General features: G+C 60.3%; 11 protein-coding genes. 3 read left to right on the forward strand and 8 right to left on the reverse strand.

Going from position 1 to position 12,951, the window contains the following annotated elements:
* Positions 1-19 precede the first annotated feature (19 nt).
* The 5 genes from BLW66_RS16635 to BLW66_RS16655 all read right to left on the reverse strand — a co-directional run bounded on the left by BLW66_RS16635 (position 20) and on the right by BLW66_RS16655 (position 5,339).
* On the reverse strand, positions 20-1,024 hold the full coding sequence (locus BLW66_RS16635; RefSeq protein ID WP_089948638.1) for an ABC transporter ATP-binding protein: 1,005 nt from the start codon (positions 1,022-1,024) through the stop codon (positions 20-22).
* A gap of 17 nt (positions 1,025-1,041) precedes the next feature.
* Positions 1,042-1,869, reverse strand: a complete 828-nt coding sequence (locus BLW66_RS16640) for a carbohydrate ABC transporter permease (protein WP_089948641.1) — start codon at positions 1,867-1,869, stop codon at positions 1,042-1,044.
* Positions 1,866-2,825, reverse strand: a complete 960-nt coding sequence (locus BLW66_RS16645; RefSeq protein WP_089948643.1) for a carbohydrate ABC transporter permease — start codon at positions 2,823-2,825, stop codon at positions 1,866-1,868. Before BLW66_RS16645 ends, BLW66_RS16640 begins: the two co-directional genes overlap by 4 nt.
* A 76-nt stretch (positions 2,826-2,901) precedes the next feature.
* The gene (locus tag BLW66_RS16650) at positions 2,902-4,176 is read right to left on the reverse strand and encodes an ABC transporter substrate-binding protein (protein ID WP_089948646.1); all 1,275 of its coding nucleotides are present in this window, start codon (positions 4,174-4,176) and stop codon (positions 2,902-2,904) included.
* Positions 4,177-4,310: 134 nt separating this feature from the next.
* Positions 4,311-5,339 (reverse strand): substrate-binding domain-containing protein, encoded by a 1,029-nt coding sequence (locus BLW66_RS16655; protein WP_089948651.1) that lies wholly within the window; start codon positions 5,337-5,339, stop codon positions 4,311-4,313.
* A gap of 280 nt (positions 5,340-5,619) precedes the next feature.
* On the opposite strand from BLW66_RS16655, the gene BLW66_RS16660 reads away from it, so the two are divergent.
* Positions 5,620-6,159, forward strand: coding sequence for a peroxiredoxin-like family protein (locus BLW66_RS16660; protein WP_089948653.1), 540 nt, complete (start codon positions 5,620-5,622; stop codon positions 6,157-6,159).
* 12 nt (positions 6,160-6,171) lie between these two features.
* On the opposite strand, the gene BLW66_RS16665 is transcribed toward BLW66_RS16660, so the two are convergent.
* Together BLW66_RS16665 and BLW66_RS16670 are read right to left on the reverse strand one after the other, a co-directional pair.
* The gene (locus BLW66_RS16665; RefSeq protein ID WP_089948656.1) at positions 6,172-9,573 is read right to left on the reverse strand and encodes an AAA family ATPase; all 3,402 of its coding nucleotides are present in this window, start codon (positions 9,571-9,573) and stop codon (positions 6,172-6,174) included.
* Positions 9,570-10,748: a metallophosphoesterase family protein gene (locus tag BLW66_RS16670; protein WP_170833511.1), complete on the reverse strand. Its 1,179-nt coding sequence runs from the start codon at positions 10,746-10,748 to the stop codon at positions 9,570-9,572. The genes BLW66_RS16665 and BLW66_RS16670 overlap by 4 nt, the downstream gene beginning before the upstream one ends.
* Positions 10,749-10,914: 166 nt before the next feature.
* Between BLW66_RS16670 and BLW66_RS16675 the strand changes: the two genes are divergently transcribed.
* Both BLW66_RS16675 and BLW66_RS18290 read left to right on the forward strand, forming a co-directional pair.
* Positions 10,915-11,841 (forward strand): isopenicillin N synthase family dioxygenase, encoded by a 927-nt coding sequence (locus tag BLW66_RS16675; RefSeq protein ID WP_089948662.1) that lies wholly within the window; start codon positions 10,915-10,917, stop codon positions 11,839-11,841.
* A gap of 133 nt (positions 11,842-11,974) precedes the next feature.
* Positions 11,975-12,301, forward strand: coding sequence for a transposase (locus BLW66_RS18290; RefSeq protein ID WP_089948665.1), 327 nt, complete (start codon positions 11,975-11,977; stop codon positions 12,299-12,301).
* A 335-nt stretch (positions 12,302-12,636) separates the two neighbouring features.
* Here the strand turns inward: BLW66_RS18290 and BLW66_RS16690 are convergent.
* Positions 12,637-12,951 (reverse strand): integrase core domain-containing protein (locus BLW66_RS16690; protein ID WP_139254579.1); only part of this gene is annotated, 315 nt, incomplete at its 5' end.

Consider the following 12,951-nt stretch of genomic DNA (forward strand, 5'->3'; position numbering starts at 1 on the left):
GCGCTGGTGGTGGTTTGGGTTAAAGAATTGCGCGTCCGCCGGTGTCGAAACGGTGAATCATCGCGGCTTGTGGTGTGAGGTTGATGGTCTGACCCAGTGCAATTTGCTGCTTTCCGGGTTGGCGCACGACCAATGGCTCGGCCGTTCCGATCTCCACAAACAGGTAGTGATCGGAGCCTAGGTTTTCGGTGTGAATGACCTTGCCCGCCCAAAGGCCATCAGCCTTTGTGATGTCGATATGTTCCGCGCGGATGCCTAGCGTGGCGCAGTCATGGGCCGCGGCGATGTCACCCGCCAAGAGGTTCATTTTTGGCGAGCCGATAAACCCCGCAACGAAGGTGGAATTGGGCGCATCGTATAGCTCCTCCGGCGTGCCCACTTGCTCCACCATGCCATCGCGCAGAACGCAAATCCGGTCCGCAAGGGTCATGGCCTCAACCTGATCGTGGGTGACGTAAACCATTGTCACGTCGGTCATCTCGTGATGCAGCTTGGCAATTTCCAGACGCGTCGCCACGCGCAACGCGGCGTCGAGGTTGGATAATGGCTCGTCGAACAAAAACACCTTGGGGTCGCGCACGATCGCACGGCCAATGGCCACGCGTTGACGCTGGCCCCCTGACAGTTGCTTGGGCTTTCGGTCGAGCAGGTGATCAATTTGCAGCATCTCTGCCGCTGCTCTGACGCGGGCGTGCATTTCGTCCTTCGACGACTTCGCCAGCTTCAACCCGAACGCCATATTGTCGAACACTGACATATGCGGGTAGAGCGCGTAGGACTGGAACACCATCGCCACGCCGCGCTGCGAGGGGATCACCTCGTTCACCCGCGCGCCGTCGAACTCCAGCGTGCCGTCGGTTATTTCCTCAAGGCCGGAAATCAACCGCAGCAAAGTGGACTTTCCACAGCCTGATGGCCCGACAAAGACCATGAACTCGCCTGCGCGGATATCCAGATCAACGCCTTTGATCACGTCATGCGCGCCGTATTTTTTGCGCACGTTCTTCAGTTGAATTTGTGTCACGTCTGTAACTCCGAAGTTTAGCCTTTGACGCCGCCAGCGGTTAAGCCAGCCACGATTTTGCGTTGAAAGATCAGGACCAAGATAATCAGCGGGACGGTCACCAATACCGATGCCGCCATGAGTGTGCCCCACGGCATTTCAAACTCACTGCTGCCAGACAACATAGCGATCGCCACGGGCACGGTGCGCTGGCTCTCGGATGCGGTGAAGGTCAGGGCGAACAGGAACTCGTTCCACGCACCAATGAAAGCCAGCAACCCTGTGGTGACCAATGCGGGCCACATCAGCGGCAAAAACACCTTGGACACGATGTCCCACGGGGTCGCGCCGTCTATGATTGCGGCCTCTTCAATCTCCAGCGGCAGGTCACGCATGAAGGTCGTCAGCACCCAAACTGTGAAAGGCAGCGTGAAAATGGTGTAGGACATGATCATCGCCCAAGGGGTGTTGTAGATACCCAAGAAGCGGACCAACTCGAACAATCCCGCCAGCACGGCGATCTGCGGAAACATCGACACTGCAAGGATCGACATCAACAACAGCGCCCTGCCGCGAAACCGCACCCGCGCCAGAGCGTAGGACGCGGTGACAGCAAGGAACATGGCAAAGCCGACCGTAGCACCCGCGATCAGCACCGAATTCAGGACGCTCCGGATGAAGTTCGGGCTGTCCAGCACGCCGCGGTAGTTCGACAGATCAAACGACGTCGGCAGGTAATCAATGGAGAACAGCGCCGTGCCAGTTTTGAAACTGGTGATAATCGCGTAGTAGAACGGGAAGACCGACACCACCACGATGACAACGACGACCGCATAGAACGCGACGGATTTCAGATAGCGCATCATTGGTCCGCCTTCCCGCCCAGATCCATTTTTCCGAGCCAGATATAGAGAGATACGAAAATGGCGATCAGCGCGAACAGCAAGGTGGACTGCGCGGAACCATAAGCGAAGCGGTCAAACTCAATCAGGTTTTCACGGGCGATCACCGACATGGTTTTGGTGGCCTTGGAATTCGGAGTCAGCACATAAACCAGATCAAACACCCGCAGCGCATCCAGCGACCGGAAGATCACCGCGACCATCAACGCAGGCTTCAAGAGCGGCAGCGTGACCCGCCAGAACACCCGCAACGCGGAGATGCCGTCGACCTTCGCGGCCTCATAGATATCCTTGGGGATCATCTGCAACCCCGCGAGGCACAGCAGCGCCATAAAGGGCGTGGTCTTCCAAACATCGACAATCAGCACCGCGATCATCGCGGTTTCAATATTGGCCGTCCACGCGATCTTCGCATCAATCAAGCCGACCCGAAGCAGCATATCATTGATGATGCCGAACTGGTCATTCAGCATCCAGGCCCACATCTTGGCGGACACAATCGTGGGGATCGCCCACGGGATCAAAATCGCCGCACGCACCCAGCCACGGCCAACAAAGTTGCGGTGCAGAACCAACGCCACCATCAGCCCTAAAACCGTCTCTAGCGCCACGGACACGAACGCGAAGCGCACGGTGTTCCACACAGCATTCCACCACGCCGGATCAACCAAAGTCCCGCGCCAGATGACCTTGCCGGAAGATAGCTGGCGGTAGCTTAGATAGTTGTCGAACCCGATCCATTTGCCGTCGTAAAGGCTGGTGAGCGACGTATCGGTGAACGAGAAATAGATCGTCCTGAACAGCGGCCAAGCTGCGACAAACAACAGCGCGGCCAGCATCGGCACAAGGAACCAAAAGGCGGCGCGTTTGCGCTGCGCCGACAGGCTCCGCCCTTTCGGAACGGTGGGGGTAGCAGTCATCGCGGACACTCGGTGTTTTGGGAAAAGTCATAGATGCCAGCCGGACCTGAGGCCCGGCCAGCAGGGAGGTGTGGGGTTACCAGCCGTTGCCGCGCAAGTCGGTCAGGTCCAACTCCAGCAACTCAAGGTTGTCGGCGGCTGTGCCGTCACCCGACAAGGTGTTGTGAACGGCCGACCAGAACTTGGAAGACACTTCGTTGTAGGAGCTTTGCGTGGGTGCCGATGGACGTGGCACGGCTTGCAAGAAAACCTCTTTCCACTGCGGTACAATGGGTGCGGCTTCCGCGATCTCTGGGTCGTCATAGAGTGAGACGATCGTTGGCAATCTGCCGCCAACCAAAGCGCGGGTTTTCTGCCCTTCCGGTCCTGCCAGATACAGCGCCAGCGAAATCGCGGCGTCTTGACGTTCGGAGTATTTGGACACCGCGATGTTCCATCCGCCAAGCGTCGCAGCGCTTTCGTCATGGTCGCCGCCTGTCGGCAATGGCACCACATCGAACAAACCCTTCACAGGGCTATCGTCGCCGCTACCCAAGCGATGGGCGTAGGGCCAGTTGCGCATGAAGACAGCGTTGCCCGTCTGCCAAACGCCGCGCGCTTCTTCCTCTTTATAGGCCAGCACGCCTTCGGGAGAGATGTTGCCAGGCCAGGACGCCGCCAGTTCCAAAGCGGCGATAGCCGCGTCGTTATTGATGGAGATGCTGCCGTCAGGCTCCACGATCTGGCCACCGCCAAAGGATTTCACCCATTCCAGCGCGTTGCATGTCAGGCCCTCATACGCGTTGCCCTGCCACACAAAGCCCCACATGTCGGCATTGCCCTCAGCGCGCTCTGCGTCTTGAACCAACTTGGCCGTCGCGGTCAGCTCTTCCCAAGTGCTGGGCACTTCAGCGCCATGCTTTTCCAGCAGGTCGCGGCGGTAATACAAGGCCGGCGCATCGGTGTAGAGCGGCAAAGCAACCAGCTTCCCCTCAACTGTTTGGCTTTCGACGATGGACGGGAAGTGGCTTTCCATCAGCTCCCCCGCGACGTCGGACAGGTCAACGAATTGGTCCGCCAGTTGTGGCGCCCAGATAACGTCTGTCTGGTAAAGGTCGATGTCGGCGTTACCCGCGGCCAACCACAGGCGGTACTGCCCGAACTGGTCGGTGGAGGACGACGGCATCGGCACGAGCGAGACCGTGTGACCCGTCGCTTCCTCCCAAGGGGCTACAATCTGTTTGAAGTTTTCAGCGGCATCGCCGGTGATGCCGGACGCAAGCGTGATATCATCCGCAGTCGCCATCGTGCCCGCAACCGTTGCAGCCGCAGCGCCCAACGAGCGTAGAAACGTCTTCGTTTTGGTGTTCATCATTTCCTCCTTATGTGCGGCTATCCCGCACCTCCCTAAACGTTTCGGAACGTGGTCAAAGCATTTTCCGAAACGTTTCGGATTTATACGGCGAGAAGGCCCCACCCTGTCAAGAATAAACTTATTTTAAAGGGTTACAGCTTCGGCGCGGCAGTCGACGCCCGTGCGATAAATTCAGAATTCTCAACGACTTGATGCGGCACATCTTGCTTGCCGTCGATCATATCACACAGGGTTTCCGCCAACTTCACCCAGCTGTCACTGAACGCCGAGCGCGTCACGGTCAGCGACGGATAAAACGCGGAGGCACGAAGATTGTGCAAAACGTCGTCATGCGCCGACACCGAGACATCTTCGGGAATCGACAGGTTCATCGCATCCAGCGCAGTATAGGCCCCCTTCGCCAGATGCACGTTTCCGCAGATCAGCGCGGTCGGGCGCTTGGCGTGGTCCTCAAACAACCGCGCGGTGGCAATCATACCATGCGGCTCCGTCATCGGGCCGTGAATGACGGCCGCCGCATTAAACGCCAGCCCCGCCTCCTCCAACGCCGCGCGATACCCCATCATCCGGTATTCGGAATACGCGAATCCGGTCGGACCGTTCAGCATCGCAAACCGCTTGTGCCCCAGCTTCGCCAGATGCGCGACGTGCTGCTTGATCACCGCCATATTGTCGATGTCGAAGAAGGCGTGGCTAGGGTCGACCTCCGCCCGCCCGTGGACCACAAAAGGCACGTCATACTTCGACAGCAACGCCACCCGTTCGTCATTCTGGCGCGTATCAATCAGCACAAAACCATCGAAAGAGCCGCTTGCCGCCGCTTGGCGGTACGCCGGTAACGGGTCCACCCCAGGCGGCAGCATGTGCAGCACGAATTGCTTGCCGCGTTGATAGAACTCCTTCGACAGGCCGGAAATGGTCTCCAGATTGGAGGCATCCGCAGGCCCCGTCAGATCACCGGCACGGATCAGCGTGACCAGCCCGCTTTTGCCCGTAACCAAAGAACGCGCCGATAGGTTCGCCGAATACCCCAGCTCTGCCGCAGCGTCCTGCACCCGCTTTTTGGTCTTTTCGTTAACGTCGGAATACCCGTTCAGCGCCCGACTAACCTGCGTCACCGACAGGCCAAGGTGCTTGCTGATATCTTTGAGTGTTGTCATGGCTGACAGAGGTTACACAAACCAAGGCCCGTTGGAAGCACCGAATATGCGCCAAACACTGCGCCCTTGTCCTCGCCTGAGGTAACCCCCAGTAAACAAACAGTGAATAGCCCTGTGGACGGCTTGTAGTTTCCCCCGAAGCCGCCCAATTGCAGTGTACAACACCGGCAAAAAATCAAGGCATCAGCCAATCCGGCCACCCGCCGGAACCCACGCCTACGCCCAGACGTTGCCCCTGCAAGACGTTCAAAACGACACCGAAACACAGAAAGGCCCACCCATGACAAACCCGAAACTGACCGCTGGCGGCAAGTTCCCAGACATCACCCTGCCAACTCTGGGCGGCGGCACCGCCAACCTCACCGCAACCACGAACGACAGCAACTGGAAGCTCATCCTGGTCTACCGTGGCAAGCATTGCCCACTCTGCACGAAGCAACTTAAAGAGTTGAAAGACTACATCGCCGACTTCAAAGAGGCAGGCGTGGATGTCATCGCGGTATCGGGCGACGACAAGGAAAAAGCCACAGCCCAACTTGCCGATATTGAGCCAAACTACGACGTTGCCTACGACTTGAGCATTGAGCAAATGCAGTCGCTGGGGCTCTACATCTCCGACCCGCGCTCCCCGCAGGAAACCGATCACCCCTTCGCGGAACCGGCCCTGTTTGTGGTAAACGCGGAGGGAAACGCCCAGTTCATCAACATCGCCAACGCGCCGTTCCTGCGCCCTGACTTCAAGTCCGTACTCAGCGGCATCGGCTTTGTGCGCAACCCCGACAACAACTATCCAATCCGCGGTACCCGCGCTTACGCCTAACCAGCGCGGCGCCTACGCGCGATCCGGCATATCAACGACCGCGACACCTTCAATGGTGTCGCGGGCAAGGTCGACAAGATGCGCATGGTGCGTGAACAAAATCGCCTGACCCTCCGCACCGATATCGGCACATAGCTTCAGCGCCGCCCGCGCACGGGTGTCGTCGAAGGTTTCCATGATATCATCCAACACCATCGGCAACGGCCCCATATCGCGGGCAAAACTTCGGTATCCCGCAAGGCGCAGCGCAAAGTAGAGCTGCCCCATCGTGCCCGTCGACATCTGCTCCACCGGAACTGTGTTGCCGCTGGGTTGAATACCGACAAGCTTTTCCCCGTCAGACTGGCTCCAGACATCTACGCCAGTCCACGCGGGCGCAGTCATGGCAACGAACGCAGCCTCAACGTCGCGCAACATGGTACTGCGCCGCTCGGCCGCCAGCCGCCTAAGGGCACCCCGCGCCGCCAAGACGCCCAGCCGCGCCACCGCCGCCTGACGCGCGCCCTCGCGCAGTTCCTCTTGAAGCGTCGCTTGCTCCGTCGCCAGATCGCTTCGGTCCGCAGCCTCCAACGTCGCGCGGTGCACCCGCGCCGCCTCGCGCTCTGCGTCGCGGGCCGTATCGCGAAGATCCTGCGCGTCTGTCACCGCTTGCGCCAACTCCGCCATCCGCGTGGCATCGGGAAGGCGCGTCAACTCCTCGTCGAACAAATCAGCATCCACGCCTGCGCGTGCCGCGTCTCTCTCATTTTCCGCCACGCGCTTCTCTGCACGAAGCCCGTCGCGTTTCTCCAAGAGCGCCACACGCTCACGCGGTGGCAGGTCAGACGTCGCCTGCCGCTTGAAGCACGCGGCCAGCTCAGCTTCCGCATTTGCCAAATCCGTGTCTGCACGCTGCTTGGCCGCAACCGTATCCTCGCGCCGACGCAGCGCGTCCTCGCGTTTCTCACCCGAGCGTTCCGACGCGATCAAGCGTGCGCGGGCATCATCAATCACCTGAACAGGATCCCCGTCGCCAGCGTCGCCCATGATCCGCGCCAGACGGCGCGCGCCTGTCTTCAACGCATCGATGGCGTGCTCCAATGCCTCCACACGGGTGCTCAACTTGCCGTGCTCCGCATACACTTGATGAAGCTGCCGCAGATCTGGAAGCGCCGCCTGAACCCCCTCAACCGTGCGGTCCGCCAAGGGAAGCGCCGCTGTCATGCGGTCCAGCTGGGCTTGCGCCAAATCATAATTCTCAGCGCATTGCGCAGCCCTGTCGTCCAAATCGGCCAAGGCTTGCGCGCCATCCTGCCACTTGTCCCACGCCTTGCGGTTGCTGTCCTCCAAGGTCAGCGCGCGGTGAACGACAGTCGAGATATCCCCGCCCGTATCCAAACCAAGCGAGCCCGCGGCCTGCGCAAGCCCATCGCGCGCTGAGTTCTGATCAACCTCACGCGCCTTCAACGCCGTTTGCGCATTTACCACATCCGCCGCCGCATCAGCGGCATGCTCCAGCGCCTGCAACCGCCCCACAAAAGCCGAGGGGCTGGCGTCCTCCGCAAGCCCCAATGCCAGTGCCAGCTTGCCGCAGCGCATCTGCGCTTCTTCGCGGCGTGTAGCCAACCCATCATACAGCGATTGCGCCGTGTCATGACGGGCTTTCGCAGTTTGCAACTGGCTTTGCGCCGCACGCAGGCGTTGCCGCGCCTCCGCACCACTCAGGTAATGCGCGCGCGCACCATCGTCCGCCGTCATCGCGTCTTCAAATTCGTCGGCGCTCGCAGGGGTCAGGCCATCGCGGTGACGCTGCCACACCATGTCGCGCTTGCGCCGCGTTTGTTCTGTCATCGCCAAATCAACCACATCCGGTGCGGCCTCCTGCGCACGGTGGTCTGCGGTCGCTGCAGCCAGTTCCGCCGCGCGCACGTCCAGATCACTGCGCGCGGAGGCAAGGTCTGCCGTTAAGGTTGTCCACTCGCGCGCCACGTCGTCCAAAGTTTCACGCGCTGGCAAACCCGCGTCGATCAAGGCGCTCCAATGGCTCGGCAGGCCCGCCACGGCCTTGGTTCGCGTAGCCAGTGCCCGCTCCTGCGCCTGCTCCGCCGCGGACAAATCCGCCACGCCGCGCCATGCATCAAACGCCGCGCGCAATGCGGTCAGGTCTTGCGGTTCAACTGGCGCGTCGCCCAACTGCGCACGCGCAGCATCGGCGGCAGATTCTGCTGCCCCCAACGACTGGTGTGCCGTCAAACACTGCTGCACCGCACCCGCCAGCGCTTCCAAGGCGTCCGGCTCCAGCGCCAACGCGGAGGGGGCAGCGTCCGGCACGCGCAATCGGGAAAGCGCGTCTTTGATTTGCGCCGCCAACTCCGCCTTCTCGTCCACGCGTCGCGCCAGATCAGCCTGCGCGGTACTGGCCCGTCCCATCAGTGGCGCACCCGCAATCGTAAGTTGATCAAGACGGTCAAGCTCCGCCCGCAGCGGCACCACCGCAACGTCCTCAGGGTGCTCGGTAATAACCACATCAAGCTTGGCGATCTCCGCATCGCTCTCCGTGATCCGCACTGATAGCGCGGTGATTTTTTCAATCAACCCAGCCACATGCGCGGCGGCTCCCGCAGGCAAATCAGGCCCGTCCGGTAGGTCAGATAGCGCCTGTGAAAGTTCCTCAATCGTGGCTGCGCGATCATACCAAACCTGCGCCGCACGGCCTGCGGCCTGTCGCTGATGTGCCTGCCGCAACGCGGTGTCAGCCGCGTCAAATGCCACCGTGCGCTGGTCGCGGTCCTCGCGCAACCTGCGCTCTTTCTCAGTGGTCAGGCGGTCCGCACGCAGCTCTTGCCCGATAACCTTCAGCCGGTCGCTGCCCACCTTCAGAACGGTGCCTCGTCCACGTTTTTTGTGAAACCTGTCGGCCCGCGCAGACAGCGCATCCAGCGTTTGCGACATCCCCGTGAGGCCAGACAGCCCCGCATGCAAAAGCTGCCCAAGGTCACCCTGCGCACCCGCGATCCGCTCCCCGCCTTCACGCAATCCCTTTTCGTTAAGCGAAAACCGCTCCTCAAACGCATCGCGGGTCAGACCGTGTAGGGCGCTGGTCAACATCCCCTCACTCACGGGACGGTCACTTGCATCCAGCAGCGATTGCGTCCGCTTACTGTTGCGGCGCAAAACCACAGGGCCACGCTCCGGCAGTTCCAACTCCGCGCCGACCAACAGGTCACTGCGCTCAAACCGGAAGGCATAGGGGTGTTGGCCACTTTTGAAGCCGAACAAGAGTTCCAGAAACGCGTGGAAGGTGGTGGATTTCCCCGCCTCGTTCGGGCCGAAAACGACCGTCACATCGGGCGCGCCCTGCGCAGGCTTCGGGAAGATAATCTCCGCGTCGCTAAAGCGGCCATAGCGGATCAGGTCCAGACGGTTCAGCCTCATGCCGTGTCCCCCGCGTGCAGCGTCAATGCGACTTCGGCAACGGCCTCCTCCAACAGTGCATCCAACTCCTCCTCCGCCAACGCGCCCGCGATGTCAGCGGGAAGTGCGAGGCGCAACGCCTCCAACTCATCCAAGGCCGCCTGCCGGAACCCGGCCTCGTGAAGCTCCTCCCGCATCAATCGCAACAGATCATCTGACTCGGCGCTTTGCTGGTCCGGCGGCGGGCTTGACTTGACCTTATCAAGAAAGACGCCTTCAACCCCCTCCAGCACCTCCGCCGCAAGCTCCGTAATCAACTCCGCCGTGTGGTGCTCCGTGGTGACATGCAAACGCAGCGCCGTGTCGCGGCCAGCCTCCTGCGCCTCAAGAAACACCGCCCTGAGGCTGCGCAAAACCTGCTGCTGGTCGGCGCAATCGCTCAGATCAACCGACGCTTCGCCAAAGCCGAGTTGCCCGATCGCGCGGCGCTCATACTCAGGCGCGCCTTCGCCCAGCGTCACCATCGTGACGGACCCGCCGCGACGTTCCCCAAAATGGCGCGGTTGCGGGATGCCCGGCATGACTGCCAGAACCGGCCCGTCCGCGCGCTCGAACGGGGCATGGATATGCCCCAGACACCACAGGTCGTAGCCGTGGGCCATCAAGTCCCGCTCCGCACAGGGCGCGTAGGGATCATGCCCCGCCGCCCCATCTAGCGAGGTATGCATCAGCCCGACGTTACGCTTGTCCGGCACGCGCTGCGGATAATCTGGCAGAAAACTTTTCGCCACATGTGCCGCATCGAAAGACAGCCCGTGAAACGCCGTATCGCCAATCACAACCGTCGGTGCGCCCTTGTGCAAAAGGTGAATGCCCTCCCCCAACGCTCCATGCGCGCGGTGATCCAGCAACGCATCGTGGTTCCCGCGAATAAGCACAGTGGGCACGCCCGCATCCGCGGCCCGCGACAGTTGCGTCACCAAAAACGCGCGCGATTTCAAATCAGGGTAATGGTTGTCAAAAATGTCGCCTGCCAGCATCAATGCGTCGACCTGCTCGTCAATGGCGAGGTCGATGATCTTTGCGAACGTGTCGCGACTGGCCTGCTTCAGACGGTCGCCCAAATCGGGATTGCGCAGCGCGACGGACCGGATTGGCGATCCAAGGTGGGTGTCTGCCGAAACAAGAAGCCGCATCGTGATCCATCCGTCAAAGTGCATTTTAAAATCAAGCCGTCCGTGTGTTCTACACCGAAGCCAAGCGCGTCGAAACAGCGTTCTGCCAAGCCCTGCCATCGCTGCCAAGGCTTGCCCCTGCGCGCAAATTACGCGACCTTGGCCGCGCCCCCATAAGGACTGCCCCATGATCCCCCGCATTGACGCCGCCGCCTTGATTGATCCGACCCACGCGGGCCACCACGCCGCGCGTGATGCCACGCGGATTGGCGCGTCCGAAGTGGGGTTTCTGACCGTCTACAACACCCCGATCACCGCACAGACCGTGGCGGATGTGATCGCGCAGTACCGTGCCTTCTTTCACCTGCCCGCGGCGCAGAAGGCGGATTACGACATGGCCAAAACTGGCTCCAACCGTGGCTGGGGCGCCGCAGGGTCCGAGCAGGTCGACCCGAACGCCAACCCCGATTACAAACAGGTGTTCGATTGCGGGTTGGAACTGGCGAAGGGCGACCCCGTGGCCGCCTTGGGCTTGCCCGCCTATGCGCCCAATCAATGGCCCGAAACGCCCGCGGACTTCTCCGACACACTGCGTGCCTACTACCGCGAGACCACCGCGTTCGCGCTGGATTTGCTCTGCGCCATCGCGGACGCCGCCGACGCGGATGGTGATTATTTCCGCGACAAATTCACCCGCCCGATGGCGCTGTTGCGCGGTAATTTCTATCCGGAGCGCCCCGCATGGGCCACGGAGAAAGACTTCGGCATCGCCACCCACACCGATTACGGCTGCATGACTTTGCTCGCCACCGATGGCTCCCCAGGACTGGAGGTGCGCAATCGCGGTGGCGGCTGGACGCCGATAACCGCGCCCATCGGGGAGTTCGTGATCAACTTCGGCGAAATGCTCGACATCTGGACCGAGGGCCGCATCAAAGCGACCCCACACCGCGTGCTTGGACCGAAGGCGGAACGTATCTCCGTGCCCCTGTTCTTTAACCCCGATCACGACGCGGTGGTGTCGCCACACGGCGCCCCAATCGTGCGCGCCGCAGATCACCTGCAAGCGCGGTTCAACGAGACCTATGTGCACCTGCAGACGACTGCGAGTTGAAAGCCCGTGTACACCGGTTCGATTGCGGTACTTGCCTCCACGAATTTTCAATGACTTGAATTGCCCTAGATTTGTAGGATCCATGCTTAGTTTTCTTTGGAGCAAGGAGACAGTGATGTCAGGGATCTGATATATCGATGAATTCAAGCGTGAAACGGTCGCACAGGTTGTGAATCGTGGGTATTTGGTTGCGGAAGTTTCGGCGAAAGCAGGTGTCAGCACCAAGTCACTTTACACGTGGAAGGCCCAGTTCTCGCAGCCACGCAAACAGATAATCGAGACTACGGAACAAACCGCCGAGATTAGGCGGTCGAAGAAGGAACTGCCCCGCGTTTCCGAGGAACACGATATCTTATACAACCGTTCCGGGTTGGGGCCTGCCTGTGCGCAGCAGAAGCATCCTGAGCTATGTTGCGCTATCAAGGGCAGCGGCCGTTCGCTTATTGGTGGTCTGTCTTAGGACAAAACCCCGTTAAAAAACGTGGTCCATGGGTCGATGCGAACTTGAGAGCGGTGACGCTGCTTTGTCAGTGATCCCGGTTAGAAACATGACGGTTTTGCATAGCCCACTCCCTTCTGTTGCCAATAGGAGGATAGACAATGGCAAAGCAAAGGGCCGCAAGATCCCTACGATTGAGACTGTGAACATTGGCGCTGCCGCCGTCGATATCGGCTCACGCGAACACATGGCGGCAGTTGATCCCGATGTGACAGACGCGCCATTGCGCGCGTTTGGGACCTTCACTCATGATCTGCATGGACCTGTCGCGCTTTCGTGCCGCCCCTGGTGCTCGTTTAGGCCACCTTTCGTTCGAATGCGACAGGGCTTTTCCAACCTAATGTTGAATGGCGTCGTCGTGGATTGTAGAAGCCGTTGATGTATTCGAAGATCACCATCTCAGCCTTCCTGCGGGTTCCCCAGTTATCGCGCCAGATCAATTCTGCCTTGATGGTTTTGAAGAAGGTTTCGACGGCGGCATTATCATAGCAATTGCCTTTGCCAGACATGGATACTTTGAAGCCATGCTGGCGCAGGATTTTTTGGTAATCGTGTGAGCAATATTGGCTGCCACGGTCGGTATGATGGATGCAGCCTTTTGCAGGTGCGCG

The organism is Litoreibacter albidus, assembly GCF_900107015.1.
Classification (GTDB): domain Bacteria; phylum Pseudomonadota; class Alphaproteobacteria; order Rhodobacterales; family Rhodobacteraceae; genus Litoreibacter; species Litoreibacter albidus.

Coding starts and splice junctions, on each gene's coding strand:
- BLW66_RS16640 (WP_089948641.1), bottom strand. CDS start 1,869: ATGATGCGCTATCTGAAATCCGTCGCGTTCTATGCGGTCGTCGTTGTC.
- BLW66_RS16645 (WP_089948643.1), bottom strand. CDS start 2,825: ATGACTGCTACCCCCACCGTTCCGAAAGGGCGGAGCCTGTCGGCGCAG.
- BLW66_RS16650 (WP_089948646.1), bottom strand. CDS start 4,176: ATGAACACCAAAACGAAGACGTTTCTACGCTCGTTGGGCGCTGCGGCT.
- BLW66_RS16655 (WP_089948651.1), bottom strand. CDS start 5,339: ATGACAACACTCAAAGATATCAGCAAGCACCTTGGCCTGTCGGTGACG.
- BLW66_RS16660 (WP_089948653.1), top strand. CDS start 5,620: ATGACAAACCCGAAACTGACCGCTGGCGGCAAGTTCCCAGACATCACC.
- BLW66_RS16665 (WP_089948656.1), bottom strand. CDS start 9,573: ATGAGGCTGAACCGTCTGGACCTGATCCGCTATGGCCGCTTTAGCGAC.
- BLW66_RS16670 (WP_170833511.1), bottom strand. CDS start 10,748: ATGCGGCTTCTTGTTTCGGCAGACACCCACCTTGGATCGCCAATCCGG.
- BLW66_RS16675 (WP_089948662.1), top strand. CDS start 10,915: ATGATCCCCCGCATTGACGCCGCCGCCTTGATTGATCCGACCCACGCG.